The following is an 18,181-nucleotide window of genomic DNA, read 5'->3' as shown; positions in this document are numbered from 1 at the left end:
CTCCGGGCATTATGGCATTCGAGATCGTTGAAACCCTCTTCCGCGGAATCTGCGTGGGCGTCGCGGCTTCCATCACCGTCGGCCCCGTAGCCGTGCTGTGCATCCAGCGAACCCTCTCCAAAAGCCGACGGTCGGGAATCGTCTCCGGAATCGGAGTCGCCTGCGCCGACACCTTCATGGCCATGGCTGCCCTCTTCTTCTACTCGATGCTCCAAACCCAGATCGAGCAGTACAACACCCTGCTCAGGGTCATCGGCGGCATCTTCGTCGTCATCGTCGGCGTCTTCATCTTCGCCCAGAACCCCGTCCCCCAGATCCGCCGAAACAGAGCCGGGAAAAGCTCCCTCTGGCAGGACTTCGCATCGATATTCGGCCTGACGATCGCCAACTTCATCATGGTCGTCCCCTATATCCTCGCCTTCTTCGCCGTCTTCAAAATCTCGAGCGGCGAAATGACCGACCACACCGTCGGCGAATTCTTCCGCGCCCTGTTCGTCATCGCCGGATTCTTCTGCGGCGCCGCCACCTGGTGGACCTTCCTGGCCTGCGTGATCAACCTCTTCCGGAGAAGATTCCGCCCCCGCCACATGCTCACGATCAACCATGTTGCCGGTATCATCATCGGCATCCTCGGCATTTACACCATATTATCCACCTTTTTTGATATCTTCCCAAATGTCGGACACTAAAAAGACAAATCCCAAAATCATAATCGCCGTCGACGGATACTCCTCCTGCGGCAAAAGCACCTTCGCAAAGGCCATTGCCGCACGGCTGGGCTACATCTTCATCGACACCGGCGCCATGTACCGCGCCGTGACGCTCTACGCGCTGGAACACGGCGCCATCCGCTCGGGAATGGTCGACGAAGAGGCCGTCGTCAAACTCCTCGGCGAAATCTCGATCACATTCCGCTTCAACCCCCAGCGCGGAGCCAGCGACATCTACGTCAACGGCGATCTGGTCGAGGGAAAGATCCGAACGATCGAGGTCTCGAACTGCGTCAGCCAGGTCAGCGCCATTCCCGAAGTGCGCCACAAGCTGGTGGCCATGCAGCAGGAGATGGGGCGCCGGCGCGGAGTGGTGATGGACGGACGCGATATCGGAACGGTCGTCTTCCCCGACGCCGAACTGAAACTCTTCATGACGGCCGACCCCAAGGTGCGGGCCGAACGCCGTTACAAGGAGTTGCGCGAAAAGGGAATGGAGGTTTCGCTCGAGGAGATCGAGCGTAACGTCCGCGAACGCGACAAGGCCGACATGAGCCGCGCCGTCTCGCCCCTGCGTCAAGCCGAGGATGCCATCGTACTGGACAACAGCCACATGACCGTCGACGAACAGATGACATGGTTCCTCGACCGTTTTGCCCGGGTGACCGGACAGCACCCGGATCGGTAGAATCGGCTCCGAAGCCCCGAAACGGGTGAAGCAAGGACCTGCGGATGGAGAAAACCGAGCAGGGGGGGGGCAGAGAAGAGAGAAGAGAGGAAGAGAAGGGCTCGAGCGTAAGGAGAGGGGCGCACTGGAGAGGGGCGCACTGGAGAGGCCGGACGGAAAGAAGCCGGACGGAAAGAGAGAACCAAACGCAAGGCGAGATCCGAACGGGCAGGTGCCTCAGGACAACGCGAAGAGTCGAAATAACTAAAATTGGACTTATGCATATCGAGATAGACGACAAATCGGGATTCTGCTTCGGCGTGGTCCGGGCCATCTCGCAGGCCGAGGAGGCCCTGGCGGAAGGCGGGACGGTCTACTCGCTCGGAGATATCGTCCACAACCGCATCGAGGTCCAGCGCCTCGAGGAGCTGGGGCTTCACACCGTGACCCACGACCGGATGGAGGGGATTGCCGGCGGCCGGCTGCTGATCCGAGCCCACGGCGAGCCCCCCACAACCTATGAACGGGCACGAAAGTTGGGGATTCACGTCATCGATGCCACGTGTCCCGTCGTGGCACGGCTCCAGCGGAGAGTCAAGCAGGCCTACGAGGCGATGCTGCCCGTCGGCGGACAGGTCGTCATCCTCGGAAAGCGTGGACACGCCGAAGTCGTCGGTCTCACGGGGCAGGTCGACGGACCGATCCTCGTCATCGAACGAGCCGAAGATCTGCGGCAGATCGACTTCGCGCGCCCGATCCACTTCCTCTCGCAGACCACCCAGAGCATCGCCCTCTTCGAGGAGCTCGGCGCCGAGATGAAACGTCGCGCCAAAGTCCCCGAAGACGTCCGCATCGACGACACGATCTGCCGACAGGTCGCCAACCGCGAGCAGTATCTCACGCAGTTCGCCGCACGCTTCGATGTGGTGATCTTCGTCTGCGGCCGCAAGTCCTCGAACGGAAAGGTTCTCTCCGAGGTCTGCCGCCGCGCAAACCCGAAGACCCATGTGGTCGAAGAGCCCGCCGAGATCGACAACGGTTGGTTCGCGGGGGCCCGAAGTGTCGGAATCTGCGGCGCCACCTCCACCCCCAAGTGGCTGATGCAGCAGGTGGCCGATGCAATCGATAAAAGAACAGTTCAGTGAATCATAAATAGTTTTTCCATGAAATACTTCATCCGTTCGCTAAAATATTTCTGCGCCCTGTGCGTTCTCTGCCTGGCGATCATGTATCTGAACCGTCTGGCCGGCACGGCCCGGCTCTCGGTGAGCGACACCTTCTACGTGATGTTCCACACCCCGCGAGGCATGATGCTCCCCGTGGTAATCGTCATCCTGGCCGCCTTCTACCCCAAATTCGGATTCGTCTCGCGCCAGGTCGAGGGCGACATCGACGAAAACCGGCAGCAAATCCTCAACGCTTTTGGTTCCGAAGGATTCTCGCTCCGCAGCGAAGAGGAGGGCACATTGACCTTCCGCGCCGACAACTGGGGCAAAAAACTCCTCATGCTCGGCGAGGACGAACTGAAAGTATCACAATATGGACAATGGATCCGCATCGAGGGTAACCGCCGCGGCGTGGCCCGCGTCCAGTACCGCCTCGACTCCTACATGCAGATGATTCGTCACGATGAAAAGAATGAATAGAAAATACCGCCGTTGGACCGTCGCAGCCGCCGTCGTGGCTGCGGCTGCCGTCACCGTCTTCGCCGCCCGAAACGACTTCGGGCTCGGCCGCAACATGGAGATCACCGTCAACATGATGCGTGAACTCTCGCTCAACTACGTCGATCCGATCGACCCCGACCGTCTGATGGAGGGGGCCGCCGCCGGCATGGTCAGCGATCTGGACCCCTACACGGAGTACATCCCCGAAAAGAACATGCAGGACTTCGAACTGCTCACGACCGGCAAGTACGGCGGCATCGGCGCCCTGATCCGCCAGAAGGAGGATTACGTCCGCATCGCACAACCCTACGAGGGTTCGCCCGCCGATCTGGCCGGTCTGCGCATCGGTGACAAGATCCTCGCCATCGACGGAAAGGATGCCCGAGGCTTGACCACGCAACAGGTCTCCGACCGGCTGAAGGGACAGCCCGGCAGCAAGGTCCGCGTGACGGTCGAACACCTCGACGGCACGCAGGAGACCCAGAGCATCCGCCGCCAGCGCATCGCCATCCCCGGAGTCCCCTATGCCGGGTGGATCGCCGACGGCATCGCCTACATCCGCCACAGCGACTTCACCGAAGGATGTTACGAGGAGATGCGCGCCGCCCTGGAGCGTCTGCGCCGGGAGGGCGAGCTGAAGGGGCTCGTGCTGGACTACCGCTCGAACGGCGGAGGTATCATGCAGGAGGCCGTCAAGATCCTCGGCATGTTCGTCCCCAAGGGAACGGAGGTCGTCAGCACGAAGGGCCGCTCGGAGAATTCAAAGCAGGCCTTCCGCACCGAGACGGAACCCATTCTGCCCGATCTGCCCCTCGTCGTACTGATCAACGGCAACACGGCCTCAGCTGCCGAGATCGTATCAGGGGCCCTGCAGGATCTCGACCGAGCCGTCCTGATCGGCCAGCGCAGCTTCGGAAAGGGGCTCGTCCAGACAACCCGCCCCCTGGGTTACAACACCATGCTCAAGCTCACCACCGCCAAGTACTACATCCCCTCGGGGCGCTGCATCCAGGCCATCGACTACTCCCACTCGCAGGAGGGGAGCGTGCGCACGGTGCCCGACTCGCTGATCTCCGAATTCTCGACCCGCGCCGGCCGGAAGGTCTATGACGGCGGCGGAATCATGCCCGACATCCGCACCGAACCCGAATACATCTCCCGCTTCGCCGTAACGCTCTATGCCCTGGGATTCATCGAGGACTTCGGGGACGAATACACCCGCCGGAACCCCGGCAAGCAGATCGACATCCGCTCGTTCTCGATCACCGATGCCGACTATGCCGATTTCGAGGCCTTCATGAAGGACAAGAAGGTCCCCTATGAATCGGATACCCGCCGGGCAATCAAAGCCCTGAAGAAGGCGGCCGAGGAGGACCGGTTCACCGATCTCGAAGAGCGCTTCGAAAAACTCGAGGCCGAACTCAAGGACGACACCCAGACCAATCTCGAAACCTATCGCGAACAGATCGTCGATGCCATCAACAACGACATCGTCCTGCGCCACGGCTATCAGGCCGGCGTGATCGAACACTCGCTCGGAGACGATCCCGAAGTCAAACGCGCCCTCGAGGTGCTCGGCGCCCCCGAAGAGTATGCCCGGATCACGACCAGTCAGGATACCGCCCGCAAATAGTCCGCAGTTCCGATAAATGCCGCCGGCCATGAAAATCCATGCGCACAAATTCTCGTTCCGAAACCGCGTCGTCGTCATCATCGTCGGCGTGGCGCTCGGCGCCGTGTCGCTGCTCTACACCAACGAAATGGCCCGCAAACTCAAGGGTAAGGAGCAGCACGACGTGGCCCTCTGGGCCCACGCCATGGAGCGCGTCAGCCGCGATATGATGGGAACCATTCAGGACCCCCTGGTCGCCGATATCATGTCCACCGGAAACAACATTCCGTTCATCATCACCGACGAAAACCTCGAGGTCATCAACTCCCACCTGATCCCCGACAAGATCATCGACCACCCCGATCGGCTCCGCAGGCAGATCGACAAGTTCATGTCCGAAAACCAGCCCATTCCCGTGCGGTTCCGATTCTCGTCGGAACACTACCACCTGATCTTCTACGGAAAATCGGCCCTGCTCAAGTCGCTCTACTACTTTCCCTATATTCAGATCATCGTCATCGCGGCGTTCATCACCCTGGGATTCATTGCCTTCCGCTCGTCGAAGCACGACGAGCAGAACCGCGTCTGGATCGGTCTGGCCAAGGAGACCGCCCACCAGCTGGGCACTCCGACCTCCTCGCTGCTCGGATGGATCGAGTATCTCCGCTCGCAGAATATCGACCAGGCGGCCGTCGAAGAGATGAACAAGGACCTCACCCATCTGATGAAGATCACCGACCGCTTCTCGAAGATCGGCTCCGAAACCCCGCTCACCCCGGCGAACATCAACGAGGTGGTCGGAGAATCGGTCATGTACTTCCGCAAGCGGATCCCCCGCAATGTCACCCTCGACTACAACGGGCTGGCCATCGCCCCCGTACAGGCCAACATCAATGCCGCCCTGTTCGAGTGGGTGGTCGAGAACCTCATGAAAAACTCGCTCGACGCCCTGCAGGGACACGGCACCATCGACGTCAGGATCTCTTCGGACGACAAACACGTCATGATCGATGTGAAGGATACCGGAAAGGGAATCCCCAAAAGCAACTGGAAACGCATCTTCGAGCCCGGATTCACCACCAAAACCCGCGGCTGGGGACTCGGACTGTCGCTCTCGAGACGTATCGTCGAGGAGTATCACCAGGGTAAGATCGCCGTGATCGACTCCGAAATCGGCAAGGGAACCACCATCCGCATCACCCTTAAACGCACCTTTGCCGCATGAGCCGGGATTGGGCACATAGCATCGTGGTGACCGGGGTCCCGAATACGACGGCGGAGCCCGTCAAGGAGACCTTCCGGGAGGCCGGGGATGAGGAGCAGGACCTCGCGAGCGAAAAAACCTCGACGGCGGGACAACATGCCGTAAAGAGCAAGCCGGCGACCACGGGACAGCACGCCGCGAGCGAAAAAACCTCGACAGCGGGACAACATGCCGTAAAGAGTAAGCCGGCAACCACGGGACAGCACGCCGCGGGCGAAAAACCGGCGGCCACGGGTCAGCACGCCGCAAGCGGAAAACCAGCATCGACGGAACGGAATGCCGCAAGCGGAAAACCGGCGACCACGGGACAGCACGCCGCGGGCGAAAAACCGGCGACCGTGCGGCCAAGAGCCGAAAACGGGGCCGGAAAGGCTCAAGCAGCATCCGGAGCCGCGGTTCAAACCGCCGACGAAGAGTCGGTGCGGAGCGTGGCCGATTCGCTGGCGGCAAAGTCCGACTCGCTGAGCCTTGCGGCCGATCCCGCCTACTCGTACGAAGCCGAGGCCTTTCACTATTCGGAGCTCGATTCGGTCCGTTTCGGATGGAGCTCCAGCGGAACTCCACGCCCGAATTCCGCGCAACTCCCCGGACGTGACACCACCATGGAGGCCCTGTTCGGCGCACAATCCTACATCGTACAGACAGAACGCATCGAACGACCCGTCAGCGATTCATTCACCGACAATGCCGTTTTCCAGAGTTTCGTGCTGCTGCTCGCCGCAACCTATGCCACGCTTCTCTATCGCAATCTGGGAGACGTGAGAACCCTGCTGAAACGCATCTCCCGAGACTCGGCTGCCGGCGAACGCCTCTCCGAAGAGCCCGGCGCAAACGGCTTCTCCCGCTTCCTGAACGTGACGGCCGCAATCGGCATGCTCTTCATGGGTGTCATCGTCGTCAAGTACGGCGACACGCTCATGCCCCCCGAATTCGGACGCGCGCTGTCCCATGCCGCCGTCCTCGCGCTGAGTCTGACGGCCTCGCTGCTCTGGGCCGTCATCATCCTCTTTCAATCCTCGATCATCCGTATCACCGGAGCCATCACCCTCACCCAGCCCTTCACAGCACAGCTCTCCCTGCTGCGCCGAACCTATTTCGCGCTGGCCGTCATCGTCACCTCCCCCACGCTCCTCCTCTTCGCACTCTGCCCCCGCGGCACCGGCGGTGCCTGGTTCATCCTCGGAGCCGTCGAGTTGATCATTACGGCCGTTTTATACCTCAGGGAATCCCTGAACCTCTTTATTTCTAAAAAAATTTCGATTTTGCATTGGTTTTTGTACCTTTGCACCGTGGAAGTCTTCCCAATCAGCCTCTTATGGCTCCTGGCGGCAAGATGATACACGACGAAGGTAAAACTAAACATCCGTAACGTTGAAAGTAAAGAGCGTACTGGTTTCGCAGCCCAAACCTGCTGTCATCGAAAAGTCCCCGTTCTACGATCTGGCCCAGAAATACCAGGTCGAAGTGGCCTACAAACCCTTCATCCGGGTCGAAGGTGTCTCGCTGAAGGAGTTCCGTGCCCAGCGTGTCGAGATCCTCGATCACACCGCCGTCATCTTCACCTCCCGCACCACGGTCGACAGCTTCTTCCACATCTGCGAAGAGGCCCGGATCACCGTCCCCGAAACCATGAAGTACATCTGCCAGACCGAGGCCGTCGCCCTCTATCTCCAGAAGTACATCGTTTACCGAAAACGAAAGATCTCGTTCGCCGACGGGTCGTTCACCTCGCTCGTCGAACTGATCATCAAACACAAGGAGGAGAAGTTCCTCCTCGCCCTGAGCGAACCCCACAAACCCGAACTCCCCGAAACGCTCGCCAAACTCAAGCTGGCCGTCGATCCCGTTATCCTGGCCCGTACGGTCGCCAGCGATCTCGAGGCCGTCAAGATGGAGGAGTATGACCTGCTGGCACTCTACTCCCCCTCGGATGTCAAGGCCCTGGTCGAAAAGTTCGGAAACGAGGGGCTGCCCGCCGTCGCCGTATTCGGCGAAGGTACGCTCAAAGCCGCCCTGGAGGCCGGACTCACCGTGCTGGCAAACGCCCCCACGCCCGTAGCACCCTCGATGGTCAAGGCGATCGATCTGCTCATCCAGAAGATCCAGAAGGGCGAAGAGATCTCGCCCGTCGAACTCGTCACCGACGCACGCAAGGAGGAGTTCATCCGTACGCAGCAGCACAAGCTCGCCAAGAAGAGCCGCGTGCGCCGTACCACGACCGAAACCCGAAAATAACAGCTCCGAAGGGTCAGCCCCCTCGGACGACCGGCTGACTCCCGAGAAGGCCCAAACTTCGAAAAACATGTCTACGCACTCGCTTCCCCGCAACGAAAGACTTCGCTCGCTGGGAGCGGTGCGCCGACTCTTCGACGACGGCGAGAGCGGCTTCATCTTCCCGTTCCGCTACGTCTGGTTCGCCGAGCCCGACACCGAACGCAGCGTCGAAATCCTCTTCTCGGTCCCCAAGAAGTTCCATAAACGCGCCAACAGGCGAAATCTCCTCCGCCGCCGGACCAAAGAGGCCTACCGCCTTCAGAAACAGATCATCACGGAAGGTGGGGAGCTGAACCTCGACATCGCCCTGATCTACTCCTCGAAAGAGGTCCTCTCGGCCAAATCCATCAGCCATGCAGTCCGCCGGATTCTGGAAACGGTTGCTGCACGTCTGTAAGCGGATCGGCGTCCTGCCGCTGATCGTGCTCGTGCGCTTCTACCAGCTCTGCATTTCGCCCTTCACCCCTCCGTCGTGCCGCTTCACGCCCACCTGCTCGCAATATGCCCTCGAAGCGCTGCGCAAGTACGGTCCGCTGAAGGGGCTCTGGCTTACCATCCGCCGTCTGGCTCGCTGTCATCCCTGGGGCGGCAGCGGCTATGACCCCGTGCCGTAGCGGCCGGCCGGACAATCGGAAAGGGACCGTTACTCCCTCTGCAAGAGACGTCACCCGTCACGGCACAAAACCGGGTAAAAAAAGACCGACTCGTCGCCGAGCCGGTCCCAAGGGAAGTTGCGTCACCCTTACAGAATTCCTGTTGCATCACTTTCAAACACAAAGATCGTGCCCCTGCCCCAAACAAACAATTCCGACCCCAACTATTCGGATCGGAATTGCCAAAAAATCCGCTTTTTAAAGGATCGGAGCGTAATTCGCGGCGTCACGGCGGCCCGAGTCCGTCTCTTCGACAGTCTCAACCGGCAGAAGCCCCATTGAATGCGGTCGGCCCTCCGGACGGATTGACCGGAGCGGCGGGCGGCGGGCAGACGGGCGGGAATCAGTCCGAAAAATCGGAACAACACTCCTCCGGGGTCTCAAACTCCAGCGTCGCGTGCGAGATACCCAATTCGCAAAGCAGGTGCTTCAAATCATGCTTGATCCGCTCCTGGGCCGCAAGGTCCGTCACAACGACGTGGGCCGTCAGGGCATTCTCGGTCGTACTGATGGCCCAGACATGGATGTGATGGACCGTCCGGACCCCCTCGACCGTCGACATGCGCTGTCCGATCTGTTCGACGTCGATCCCCTCGGGCACACCGTCGAGCGACAGACGCAGGCTGTCGCGCGTCAGCGACCACACCGAAGCGACAATCACACACGCCACGGCCAGTCCGACAATCGGGTCGATCAGCGTCCATCCCGTCCACGAGATCACCACGCCCGAGAGAAGCACCCCGATCGAAACCAGCGCATCGGCCGCCATATGCAGGTAGGCCCCCTTGACATTCAGGTCACGGTCCTTGTCCTTCATGAAGAGCCAGGCCGTGAAGCCGTTGACCACGACACCGATACCCGCCGTCCAGGCGATCGCTCCGCCCTCGACCGGTGCGGGATGGAACATCCGGCCGATACTCTCGGCAATGATCATCCCGACGGCAATGAGCAAGATCACGGAGTTGAGCAGCGAAATCAGCACCGTACTCTTCTTGTAGCCGTAGGTATAGTGCGGCGTGGCGTGGACCTGCGCCAGACGGAAGGCCAGCATCGCCAGCAGCAGACTCGCCACATCCGAAAGGTTGTGACCGGCGTCCGATAACAGCCCCATCGACCCGTAGAAGAGGCCGACGGCAAATTCGATGATCACAAAGCCCGCATTGAGCGAGATGCCCCACAGAAAGGCCCGGTTCAGCGAGGTCAGCGTGTGGGTGTGATGGTGATGATGAGTTTTCTGAGTGGGTGTCATGGTTGTCCGTACGTTTAAAGGTTATGTTTCCGGGATGGTATCCTTGATCTCCGAGAGTTCGACCAGCTTGTTGACGATGGCGTAGATCGTCAGACCGGCCGCCGAGTGGATCTGCAGCTTCGAGGCGATATTCCGCCGGTGGGTGATCACCGTATGGGCCGAAATGCAGAGCGCATCGGCGATCTGCTTGTTCGTCAACCCCTTCACCACGCAGACGACAATCTCCCGCTCACGGGCACTCAGCGCCTCCGATTTCGGAGGCTCCACCCCCTCGGCCGCCAGCCGCTCGACGGCCGGAACGAGGATCTCGTCCTCGACGGCGTTGTGCGACGCCAGCTCCTGTTCGCAAGTGAAGATGTCGAACAGCACACCGTTCAGTTCGTTTGTGCTCCCCGAGGGGTAGTACTTGATGATGATGTTCTTCAGTTCGCCCAGTTTGGCGTCGACCTGGTCGTGGTGGCGCCGGAAGATCTCCATCGAGTAGTCCGCGCTCCGCTCCCCGGCCAGCAGCTTCTCCACGTAGGGAAAGACCCGCTGCTCCTCGTAGGACATGTGCCGCTGGACCTCGGCCACGTACTCGTCGAAAAAGCGCAGAATGGCAAACGAAACGTCGTTCTGCGCGCAGTCGACCGCCTCGATCAGCTTGCGGCGGATGGCCGGCAGGCGGAAATTCAGAAAATATCCGTGCGAATTGTGCAGGTAGTCGGTCAGCGCCCGCACCGAGATTCCGTCAGCAAGCTTCTCCCCGAGGCCGTGGTTCATCAGCAGGTTGACAACGGCCAGGAAGGTCGCCGTATCGACCTGGTTGTCGGCACACACCTCCGCAATGCTCTTGTCCCCGAAGCCCAGCGCAATGCCGAAACGGCTCATCACCTGAAGCACCGCATAACGGTCGCAAACCAGGTCACACATGCGGTCATCACCGCCATATCCTCCGGATTTATACATAAAATCAGGTATTTTTTCATTCTGCCGCAAAATTAATCCGGCAATCCAGATGCCGCAATACCCACCATGCGGTATTTTTCAACGCCGCCCGATATCCGTATAGGTCATCTGAAGCATCGTGCGGCCGACATCCAGCAGCTCGGGATTCGTCTCCGTCACCACACGGTCGCCCGTGGCATCCCACACCGCGGCACCCAGCGAATCCACCACCCCGAAGCCGTCGTTGAACGTATAGTAGGCAAACTTGCGCGGCGGCGCCGGCGCGAAAATATCCTTGCTGTAGTCGAAATCCGTGTGGGCAAGGCCCAGCTGTCCGAGCAGCGTCGCCGCCAGGTCGATCTGCGAGGCGTAGGTCTCGATCCGCTGCGGACCGGCCACCGCTCCGCCCGTCCAGATCATCGGGATCCGATGGCGCAGCGGTTCGTTGTAGGAGAGTGTCGCCGGGTAGGGGTAACCGTGGTCGGCAACCAGCACCACCAGCAGGTTCCGCCAGGCGGGCGAGGCCTTCAGGCGGTCGAGCATCCGCCCCACGCAGGCGTCCGAGAAGGCCATCGCATTGAGCACCGGATCGGCGAACTTCGAGTAGGGGACATCGAACGGCGTATGGCTGCTCAGCGTCAGAAGCGCCGCCAGGAAGGGTCGTCCGCCCTCGTCGAGCGAGATCACCCGCTCGGCAAACCAGTCGCACATCACCTCGTCGTCGTAACCCCAGTCGGCCGCCTCGCGGTCGAAGTGCAGATCCTTCTGCCAGACCAGCTCCTGCCACCCCGTGGCATAGAGGTACGACGCCTGGTTCGTGAAGTTCAGGTCGCCGCCGTAGGAGAAGCTCGTCGCATACCCCTCCCCGGACATCGTCCGGGCAATCGAAGGCAGGTTGTGGCTCTTGGCCGGGAGTTTCATGATCGACATGCGCGTCTGCGCCGGGAAGCCGCTCAGAAGGGCCACCTCGCCGCGGTCCGTGCGGTAGGAGTTGGCAAAGAAGTTCTCGAACCAGAGCCCCTCCTCCTTGAGCCGCTGCATGTTCGGCATCACCGGCTCGCCGTCGACCCGCTCGTCCATCACCGTGCGGGCGAAACTCTCCAGGATCACCAGCACCACGTTCGGCCGTGAGGTCGTAAGCACCCGTCGGGCCGGCGCCTCGGCCCCGGGGGCATTTCCGCGCAGCGCCGCAAAGCGCTTCGTGAGCTGCGGCTCGTCGTAGAAGGGGTACTCCGCGGCGTAGTCCGTATTCCGGTCGCCGAGGCTCGAAAGAAACGAAAAGACGGGATTCGTCGCCGCATGATTCAGAAACATATCCGAGCTGAAGTAGACCTTAGAGACGTTGGCCGTCGAGGCCCCCATGCCGCCGCGGATCGCCAGAAAGTCGAAGCCCGCCAACAGCAGTATCACCAGACTCCCGACCGAAGCCGTGCGCCAGCCGACCCGCTGGCCGTCGAAAAACCGCAGCGTGCGGCGGTAGAGCCAGATCATCAGCGCGGCATAAAGGGCCGCCAGCAGCGTCTGACGCACCCCGAGCCAGAAATCCACACTCGCCATCGCCTCCTTCGGATCGGAGAGGTAGATCAGGATCGTCGCATCGAGGCGGAAGCCCCAATGTTCGTAAAGGGCCACGTCCACGGCAAAGATCACCGCCGTCAGGACCGACACCAGCACAAAATACCCGGTAAGGATTCCCCGCCACAGCCGCTCCGGAAGACGCACCCACAGCGACGCGAGCATCACCAGCAGCGGCACGGCCGTCACGTAGCCCGCCACCGTCAGATCAAGCGAAAGACCGTGCCAAAGCACCGCCATCCAACCCCCGAAACCGGCTCCGGCCGCCTCCGCGGCGTACCACGCCATGAAAACCGGCTTCTGGAGCACCATCAGCACCACCGTGGCCGCAAAAACCGCCAGAACAAATCCGATCTTCCGCCTCATCACCGTCAGATCTTTTCGCCGTAGGCCAGGTCTCCGGCATCGCCGATGCCCGGAACGATGTACGAACGCGAGGTCAGCTCCTCGTCGACCACCGCCGTCCAGATCGTCGTATTCTGGTGAGGCATGTGCTTCATTGCGTAGTCAACACCCTGCTCGCTGGCAATCACCGACGCCACGTGTGTGCAGGCCGGTACGCCGCCCTTCTCGCACAGCGCATTGTAGGTCAGAACCAGCGACGAGCCCGTCGCCAGCATCGGATCAACCAGCAGCAGCGTCTTCCCCTCGAGGCTTCCGCACGAGATATACTCGACCTTTACCGTGAATTTCCCGTCCTTCGTGCTCTTGCGGTAGGCCGATACAAAGGCATTCTGCGCATCGTCGAAATAGTTCAGAAAGCCCTGGTGGTAGGGGAGTCCCGCACGCAGGATCGTCGCAATGACCAGTTGGTCGTCGATCACCTGTACCGTGGCCTCGCCCAGCGGCGTCTCAACCACCTGCGGACGGTAATTCAGCGTCTTCGAAATCTCATAGGCCGTGATCTCGCCGATCCGTTCCATGTTCCGTCGGAATCGCATCGAGTCCTTCTGGATCTCGCGGTCGCGGATCTGCGAAAGAAACTTGTTCAGAACCGTGTTCTGTTGGGAAAGTACGTGAAGTGTCATAGGGATTTGGGATGTTTGTCAATAGAGAAAATTGTTGAACGGATAACGCCCGGCATGAATCTCTCGCACCATCCCGTACAGATCCGAGCGGAATTTTTCCAGGTTGATCTTCTGCAGCGCCGAGAGGAAGATGCACGGCGTATTGGCCCGCGCAATCCAACTCTTCTTCAGATCCTCGAGCGAAAGGTTCTCGCGCGTGGCGGGCGTCAGGTCGTCCTCGGCCTTCTCCACCCACCGGTAGGCATCCACCTTGTTGAAGACCAGATAAACCGGCTTGTCTCCGGCACCGATCTCCTGCAGCGTCTGCTTCACCACGGCGATCTGATCCTCGAACTGCGGATGCGAAATGTCCACCACGTGGACCAGCAGATCCGCCTCGCGAACCTCGTCCAACGTCGACTTGAACGATTCGATCAGTTCGGTAGGCAGCTTGCGGATGAAGCCCACCGTGTCCGAAAGCAGGAACGGCAGGTTGTCGAAGACCACCTTGCGGACCGTCGTGTCGAGGGTCGCAAAGAGCTTGTTCTCGGCAAAGACGTCGCTCTTCGAAATCAGATTCATCAGCGTCGACTTCCCGACGTTCGTATAGCCCACCAGCGCCACCCGGACCAGCGATCCGCGGTTCGAACGCTGGACGGCCATCTGGCGGTCGATCTTCTTCAGATCCTCCTTCAGCTTGGCGATGCGGTTGCGGATGATTCGGCGGTCGGTCTCGATCTCTCGCTCACCGGCACCGCCGCGCGTGCCCGTACCGCCCCGCTGCCGCTCGAGGTGGGTCCACAGTCCCGACAACCGCGGCAGCATGTATTCGTTGTGGGCCAGCTGGACCTGCGTCTTGGCATAGGCCGTCTGAGCCCGCGACAGAAAGATGTCCAGAATCAGACGCGTGCGGTCCAGCAGCCGGCACGGAAGCTCCTTTTCGATATTGCGCGTCTGCGACGGGCTCAGTTCGTCGTCGAAAATCACCACGTCGATCTCCTCCTCCTTGCAGTACTCGACGATCTCGGCCAGTTTGCCCGGCCCCACGTAGATGCGGGCCGAAGGCTGCGGCAGACGCTGCGTAAAGCGTTTCACGGCCCGAATATCGGCCGTCTCGGCCAGAAACTCCAGCTCGTCGAGGTATTCGTCGGTCTGGCGCGCATCCTGATTGTCACGTACCACGGCAACCAGTACCGCCCGTTCACGAAGGTCCTCCGTTTCTGTTTCGTTTGCCCCCTTCTGTTTCGACTGGGGCATTTGTCTCTTCTCTTCCAAAATTTTCCTGATCAACTATGTTTCCCGCGACCGAAGCCGGCAAAAACCGCTCCCGCGGATTGACTCCATGCGACAAAAAGGGTATCCTCCACGAAGCAGGATACCCTATATTCGAATGATCCGAAGATCCGCATCAGTTCTGTACGCGGAAATCCACCGGCAACGTATACTTCACACGTACAACCTGGTTACGCTGTTTGCCCGGCGTCCACTTCGGCGACTTGCTCAGCACGCGGACGGCCTCCTCCGACAGCGAACGGTCCGGAGTCTGCAGCACCTGGATGTTGGTCAGACGGCCGTCCTTCTCAATCACGAACGACAGAACCACTCGTCCCTGAATACCGTTCTCCAGGGCAATCTGCGGGAACTTCACATTCTGCTGAACCCACGCACGGAACGTATTGAGGTCACCGCCCTGGAACGAGGGCATCGTCTCGGCAATCAGGAACGGCTGGTCTTCCTCGACAACCTCCTCCTCGACGACACCGACCGTCTGCACGACATCCACATCCTCGTCAAACTCCGTAAAGTCGACCTCCGTGGTAATCTTCGTGTCATTGGTCACGACCTGAAGCAGGTCGGCAATAACCTTTACCTCCACCTTTCTGGGGGCCTCGGGCGGTTTCTGATCCTGACGCGTGATCTCTACGATCTGCTCTTCAACGATAGGTGCCTGCAGGTCCACTTTCTCGATACGCTTCTCTTCGGGGGTGTACGAGAAGGCCCCGATCACGAGCAAGAGTGATACGACGAGACCGATCTCAAGCAAAAGGCCCCGTTTGTTGTTCAGGTCCGCTTTGGGTGATTTTTTGATTTCCATATTTCAAGTTTTAATTGTTCCGACGTGTTCGGGTTGTGGTCCGGTCTCAAGGGCTTACGACAGAGGGCACTCCCCCCCGCTTCGTCATCAGCCACTCGGCCCGGCCGACGCATAATCTCCCAACCCCGATACGGGACAGGCGCGCTATGCACCACAAATATAGAGATAAAAATTCAAAATTGAGCGCCTCGGAATAAAAATCTTCATTTTTTACCTACTTTTGTCCTCGAAAACCAAACCTCAGGATGCAAAAATGACTGATCGTGAGCCGTTATACGGGAAAAATCCACAGGAGCTTGCCGCCCTCTGCAACGAACTGGGTCTGCCGCGGTTTGCGGCCCGGCAAATCGCCCGCTGGCTCTATGTCCGCCACACGGAGGATCCGCTGCGGATGACCGACCTCTCGGCTGCCAACCGCCAGCGGCTGGCCGAACGCTTCACCCCGGTGCTCTCCGCGCCAGAACGCGAAACCCGTTCGGCGGACGGCACCAAGAAGTATCTCTTCCGTACGCTCGAGGGGCATTTCATCGAATCGGCATATATCCCCGACGGCGACCGTGCGACCCTCTGCGTCTCGTCGCAGGCCGGATGCCGCATGGGCTGCCGCTTCTGTGCCACGGGACGACAGGGACTGCAGCAGTCACTCTCGGCGGCCGAGATCCTCAACCAGGTGGTTTCGCTCCCCGAACGCGACCGACTCTCGAATCTCGTCTTCATGGGTATGGGCGAACCGCTCGACAATGCCGACAACGTGCTGCGGGCCCTCGAGATCCTCACCGCAGAGTGGGGGTTTGCCTGGTCGCCGACCCGCATTACCCTCTCCACGGCCGGCGTCGTCCCCCAGCTCGAGCGGTTCCTCAACGAGTCGAAGGTCCATCTGGCCGTCAGCCTGCACAACCCCTTTCACGACGAAAGAGCCGAGATCATGCCCGTCGAAAAGGTTTGGCCCATCACCCGGGTGGTCGAAATCCTGCGTCGGTACGACTTCACCCACCAGCGGCGCGTCTCGTTCGAATACATCGTCATGAGCGGCATGAACGACTCGCCGCGTCATATCCGCGAACTCTCGCGGCTGCTCAACGGCATCAAGTGCCGGATCAATCTGATCCGTTTCCACCGCATTCCCGATTCGCCCTACTTCTCGCCCGACGCCGAAGCGATGATCCGCTTCCGCGACGCCCTGACCGCCCGCGGCATTCAGACCACCATCCGCGCCTCACGCGGGGAGGATATTCAGGCCGCCTGCGGACTGCTGAGCACCCGAATGAAAAACGAACCCGCTTAAAACGCAATCAGCTTACCCGATCTTTTCATCGCTTGCCTTCTTTATGCCAAAGGCATATGAACAGGAATATCGTCAAGGCAAAGTTCAGCCACATCCCAAAGGATAATGAGCCAATACGCATATACATACGCTCCGCCAAAAAGTTATTTCCATTGGACGCTACTATGTATTTCATATCTACATAGGCATTTACCCATATCAATAACTCATATATGGCAATCAGAGCAAAGGCGATAATACCTCCTTTTCGTGATTCAGCAAGATAAAAAGCGGGGCTCAGAGCGCGAAAGGAGACTTGTTCGGATTCGGTCCCCGTTCTGCGGGGAGAGGCAGAGAAGAGACAGAGTGGGGGAGGGTGAGACAGGGAGAGGTTGAAAAAAGCAGAGAAAAGGCGGGGAGGGGACAGTTCCGCGGACGGCGGCGGAGCGTTGCGGCCAAAGCGTGCATGGTCAACAGATTGACCCCGGCGATCAGGCAGCCCGCCACGGTGCAAAGCACGAACACCGCAGGGAACAACCTCAGCAGCGTTTCGGAGAGCTAAACCGACGCTATTTTTTCGGGGTGTAGACCACCTTTTTCGTCTCGAAGAACTCCTCGTCGAAGAACGTATGGATATCGTAGAGATCCCAGTGTTTACCCGTACGGGCCAGTTCCTCGGCCAGATCGCCCCCCTTGAGGCAGAGGATGCCGTTGGGCAGCGTGCCATGCCGGCCCCGTTCGAGCTTCGGCCACACCCACTTCACGAACTCCGGCATCGCCGTCACGGCCCGCGACACCACGTAATCGAAGCGCTCGGTCAGCGTCTCGACCCGCACGCAGCGCGGCGTCAGGTTCTCAAGCCCCAGACTCCGCGAGACCCCCTCGACCACCGTGATCTTCTTGCGGATCGAATCCGCCGCCATGAAGTGCGCCCCCGGGAAGAGGATCGCCAGCGGAATGGAGGGGAATCCCCCGCCGCATCCCACGTCGAGAATCCGCGCCCCGTCGTCGAAGCGGCACACCTTCGCGATGGCCAGCGAGTGAAGCACGTGCCGCACGTAAAGCTGGTCGAAATCCTTGCGCGAAACGACGTTGATCTTCGCGTTCCAGTCGGCGTAGAGATCATACAGGGCCGCCAGCCGCTCACGCTGCACGGCATCCAGTTCGGGGAAGTATCCGTAGATTTTTTCCAGGTCGTTCATCGTCTTTCGGTTTTT

The 18,181-nt window shown here is 60.1% G+C and carries 18 protein-coding genes; 11 read left to right on the top strand and 7 right to left on the bottom strand.

The annotated features are described in order from the left end of the window. Positions 1-11 precede the first annotated feature (11 nt). The 10 genes from B5G09_RS06830 (at position 12) to yidD (ending at position 8,808) form a co-directional block, all read left to right on the top strand. Positions 12-689 (top strand): LysE family transporter, encoded by a 678-nt coding sequence (locus B5G09_RS06830; protein ID WP_087404580.1) that lies wholly within the window; start codon positions 12-14, stop codon positions 687-689. Next, positions 676-1,398 carry a (d)CMP kinase gene (cmk, locus tag B5G09_RS06825; RefSeq protein WP_087404579.1) on the top strand — a complete coding sequence of 241 codons (723 nt, stop codon included), beginning with the start codon at positions 676-678 and terminating at the stop codon, positions 1,396-1,398. The genes B5G09_RS06830 and cmk overlap by 14 nt, the downstream gene beginning before the upstream one ends. A 257-nt stretch (positions 1,399-1,655) precedes the next feature. Next, the gene (locus tag B5G09_RS06820; protein ID WP_204246463.1) at positions 1,656-2,522 is read left to right on the top strand and encodes a 4-hydroxy-3-methylbut-2-enyl diphosphate reductase; all 867 of its coding nucleotides are present in this window, start codon (positions 1,656-1,658) and stop codon (positions 2,520-2,522) included. A gap of 18 nt (positions 2,523-2,540) precedes the next feature. Further along, positions 2,541-3,023 carry a hypothetical protein gene (locus B5G09_RS06815; protein ID WP_087311117.1) on the top strand — a complete coding sequence of 161 codons (483 nt, stop codon included), beginning with the start codon at positions 2,541-2,543 and terminating at the stop codon, positions 3,021-3,023. Further along, a complete protein-coding gene (locus tag B5G09_RS06810; protein WP_087311116.1) occupies positions 3,016-4,677 on the top strand; it encodes a S41 family peptidase in 1,662 nt (553 codons plus the stop codon). Before B5G09_RS06815 ends, B5G09_RS06810 begins: the two co-directional genes overlap by 8 nt. Before the next feature lie 28 nt (positions 4,678-4,705). Beyond that, on the top strand, positions 4,706-5,881 hold the full coding sequence (locus tag B5G09_RS06805) for a HAMP domain-containing sensor histidine kinase (protein WP_087404606.1): 1,176 nt from the start codon (positions 4,706-4,708) through the stop codon (positions 5,879-5,881). Then, positions 5,878-7,257: a DUF4271 domain-containing protein gene (locus B5G09_RS06800; protein WP_087404578.1), complete on the top strand. Its 1,380-nt coding sequence runs from the start codon at positions 5,878-5,880 to the stop codon at positions 7,255-7,257. Before B5G09_RS06805 ends, B5G09_RS06800 begins: the two co-directional genes overlap by 4 nt. A 52-nt stretch (positions 7,258-7,309) precedes the next feature. Beyond that, complete coding sequence (locus tag B5G09_RS06795; RefSeq protein WP_317125097.1) at positions 7,310-8,155, top strand: uroporphyrinogen-III synthase; 846 nt, start codon at positions 7,310-7,312, stop codon at positions 8,153-8,155. Between the two features lie 67 nt (positions 8,156-8,222). After that, positions 8,223-8,591 carry a ribonuclease P protein component gene (locus B5G09_RS06790; RefSeq protein ID WP_087311114.1) on the top strand — a complete coding sequence of 123 codons (369 nt, stop codon included), beginning with the start codon at positions 8,223-8,225 and terminating at the stop codon, positions 8,589-8,591. Then, on the top strand, positions 8,548-8,808 hold the full coding sequence (yidD, locus tag B5G09_RS06785) for a membrane protein insertion efficiency factor YidD (protein WP_087311113.1): 261 nt from the start codon (positions 8,548-8,550) through the stop codon (positions 8,806-8,808). Before B5G09_RS06790 ends, yidD begins: the two co-directional genes overlap by 44 nt. Positions 8,809-9,190: 382 nt before the next feature. Here the strand turns inward: yidD and B5G09_RS06780 are convergent, their stop codons facing one another. The 6 genes from B5G09_RS06780 to B5G09_RS06755 form a co-directional block, all read right to left on the bottom strand. Further along, positions 9,191-10,096: a cation diffusion facilitator family transporter gene (locus B5G09_RS06780; RefSeq protein WP_087404577.1), complete on the bottom strand. Its 906-nt coding sequence runs from the start codon at positions 10,094-10,096 to the stop codon at positions 9,191-9,193. 21 nt (positions 10,097-10,117) lie between these two features. Then, on the bottom strand, positions 10,118-11,044 hold the full coding sequence (locus B5G09_RS06775; RefSeq protein ID WP_087404576.1) for a helix-turn-helix transcriptional regulator: 927 nt from the start codon (positions 11,042-11,044) through the stop codon (positions 10,118-10,120). A 78-nt stretch (positions 11,045-11,122) separates the two neighbouring features. Further along, positions 11,123-12,964, bottom strand: coding sequence for an LTA synthase family protein (locus B5G09_RS06770; RefSeq protein WP_087404575.1), 1,842 nt, complete (start codon positions 12,962-12,964; stop codon positions 11,123-11,125). A 5-nt stretch (positions 12,965-12,969) separates the two neighbouring features. Continuing rightward, positions 12,970-13,626: a uracil phosphoribosyltransferase gene (gene upp / locus B5G09_RS06765; protein WP_087311109.1), complete on the bottom strand. Its 657-nt coding sequence runs from the start codon at positions 13,624-13,626 to the stop codon at positions 12,970-12,972. An 18-nt stretch (positions 13,627-13,644) separates the two neighbouring features. Further along, positions 13,645-14,862, bottom strand: a complete 1,218-nt coding sequence (gene hflX / locus B5G09_RS06760) for a GTPase HflX (RefSeq protein WP_087404574.1) — start codon at positions 14,860-14,862, stop codon at positions 13,645-13,647. A gap of 151 nt (positions 14,863-15,013) precedes the next feature. Beyond that, positions 15,014-15,700 carry an energy transducer TonB gene (locus B5G09_RS06755; RefSeq protein ID WP_087404573.1) on the bottom strand — a complete coding sequence of 229 codons (687 nt, stop codon included), beginning with the start codon at positions 15,698-15,700 and terminating at the stop codon, positions 15,014-15,016. Between the two features lie 253 nt (positions 15,701-15,953). Here B5G09_RS06755 and rlmN point away from each other — a divergent pair, with 253 nt between their 5' ends. After that, a complete protein-coding gene (rlmN, locus tag B5G09_RS06750) occupies positions 15,954-16,985 on the top strand; it encodes a 23S rRNA (adenine(2503)-C(2))-methyltransferase RlmN (RefSeq protein ID WP_087404572.1) in 1,032 nt (343 codons plus the stop codon). 548 nt (positions 16,986-17,533) lie between these two features. Here the strand turns inward: rlmN and rsmG are convergent. After that, positions 17,534-18,157 (bottom strand): 16S rRNA (guanine(527)-N(7))-methyltransferase RsmG, encoded by a 624-nt coding sequence (gene rsmG / locus B5G09_RS06740; protein ID WP_241147602.1) that lies wholly within the window; start codon positions 18,155-18,157, stop codon positions 17,534-17,536. Positions 18,158-18,181 lie beyond the last annotated feature (24 nt).

The sequence above is a fragment of the Alistipes sp. An54 genome (assembly GCF_002159375.1).
In the GTDB taxonomy this organism is placed as follows: Bacteria; Bacteroidota; Bacteroidia; order Bacteroidales; family Rikenellaceae; genus Alistipes; species Alistipes megaguti.
This window is presented reverse-complemented; position numbering and strand designations above follow the sequence as displayed.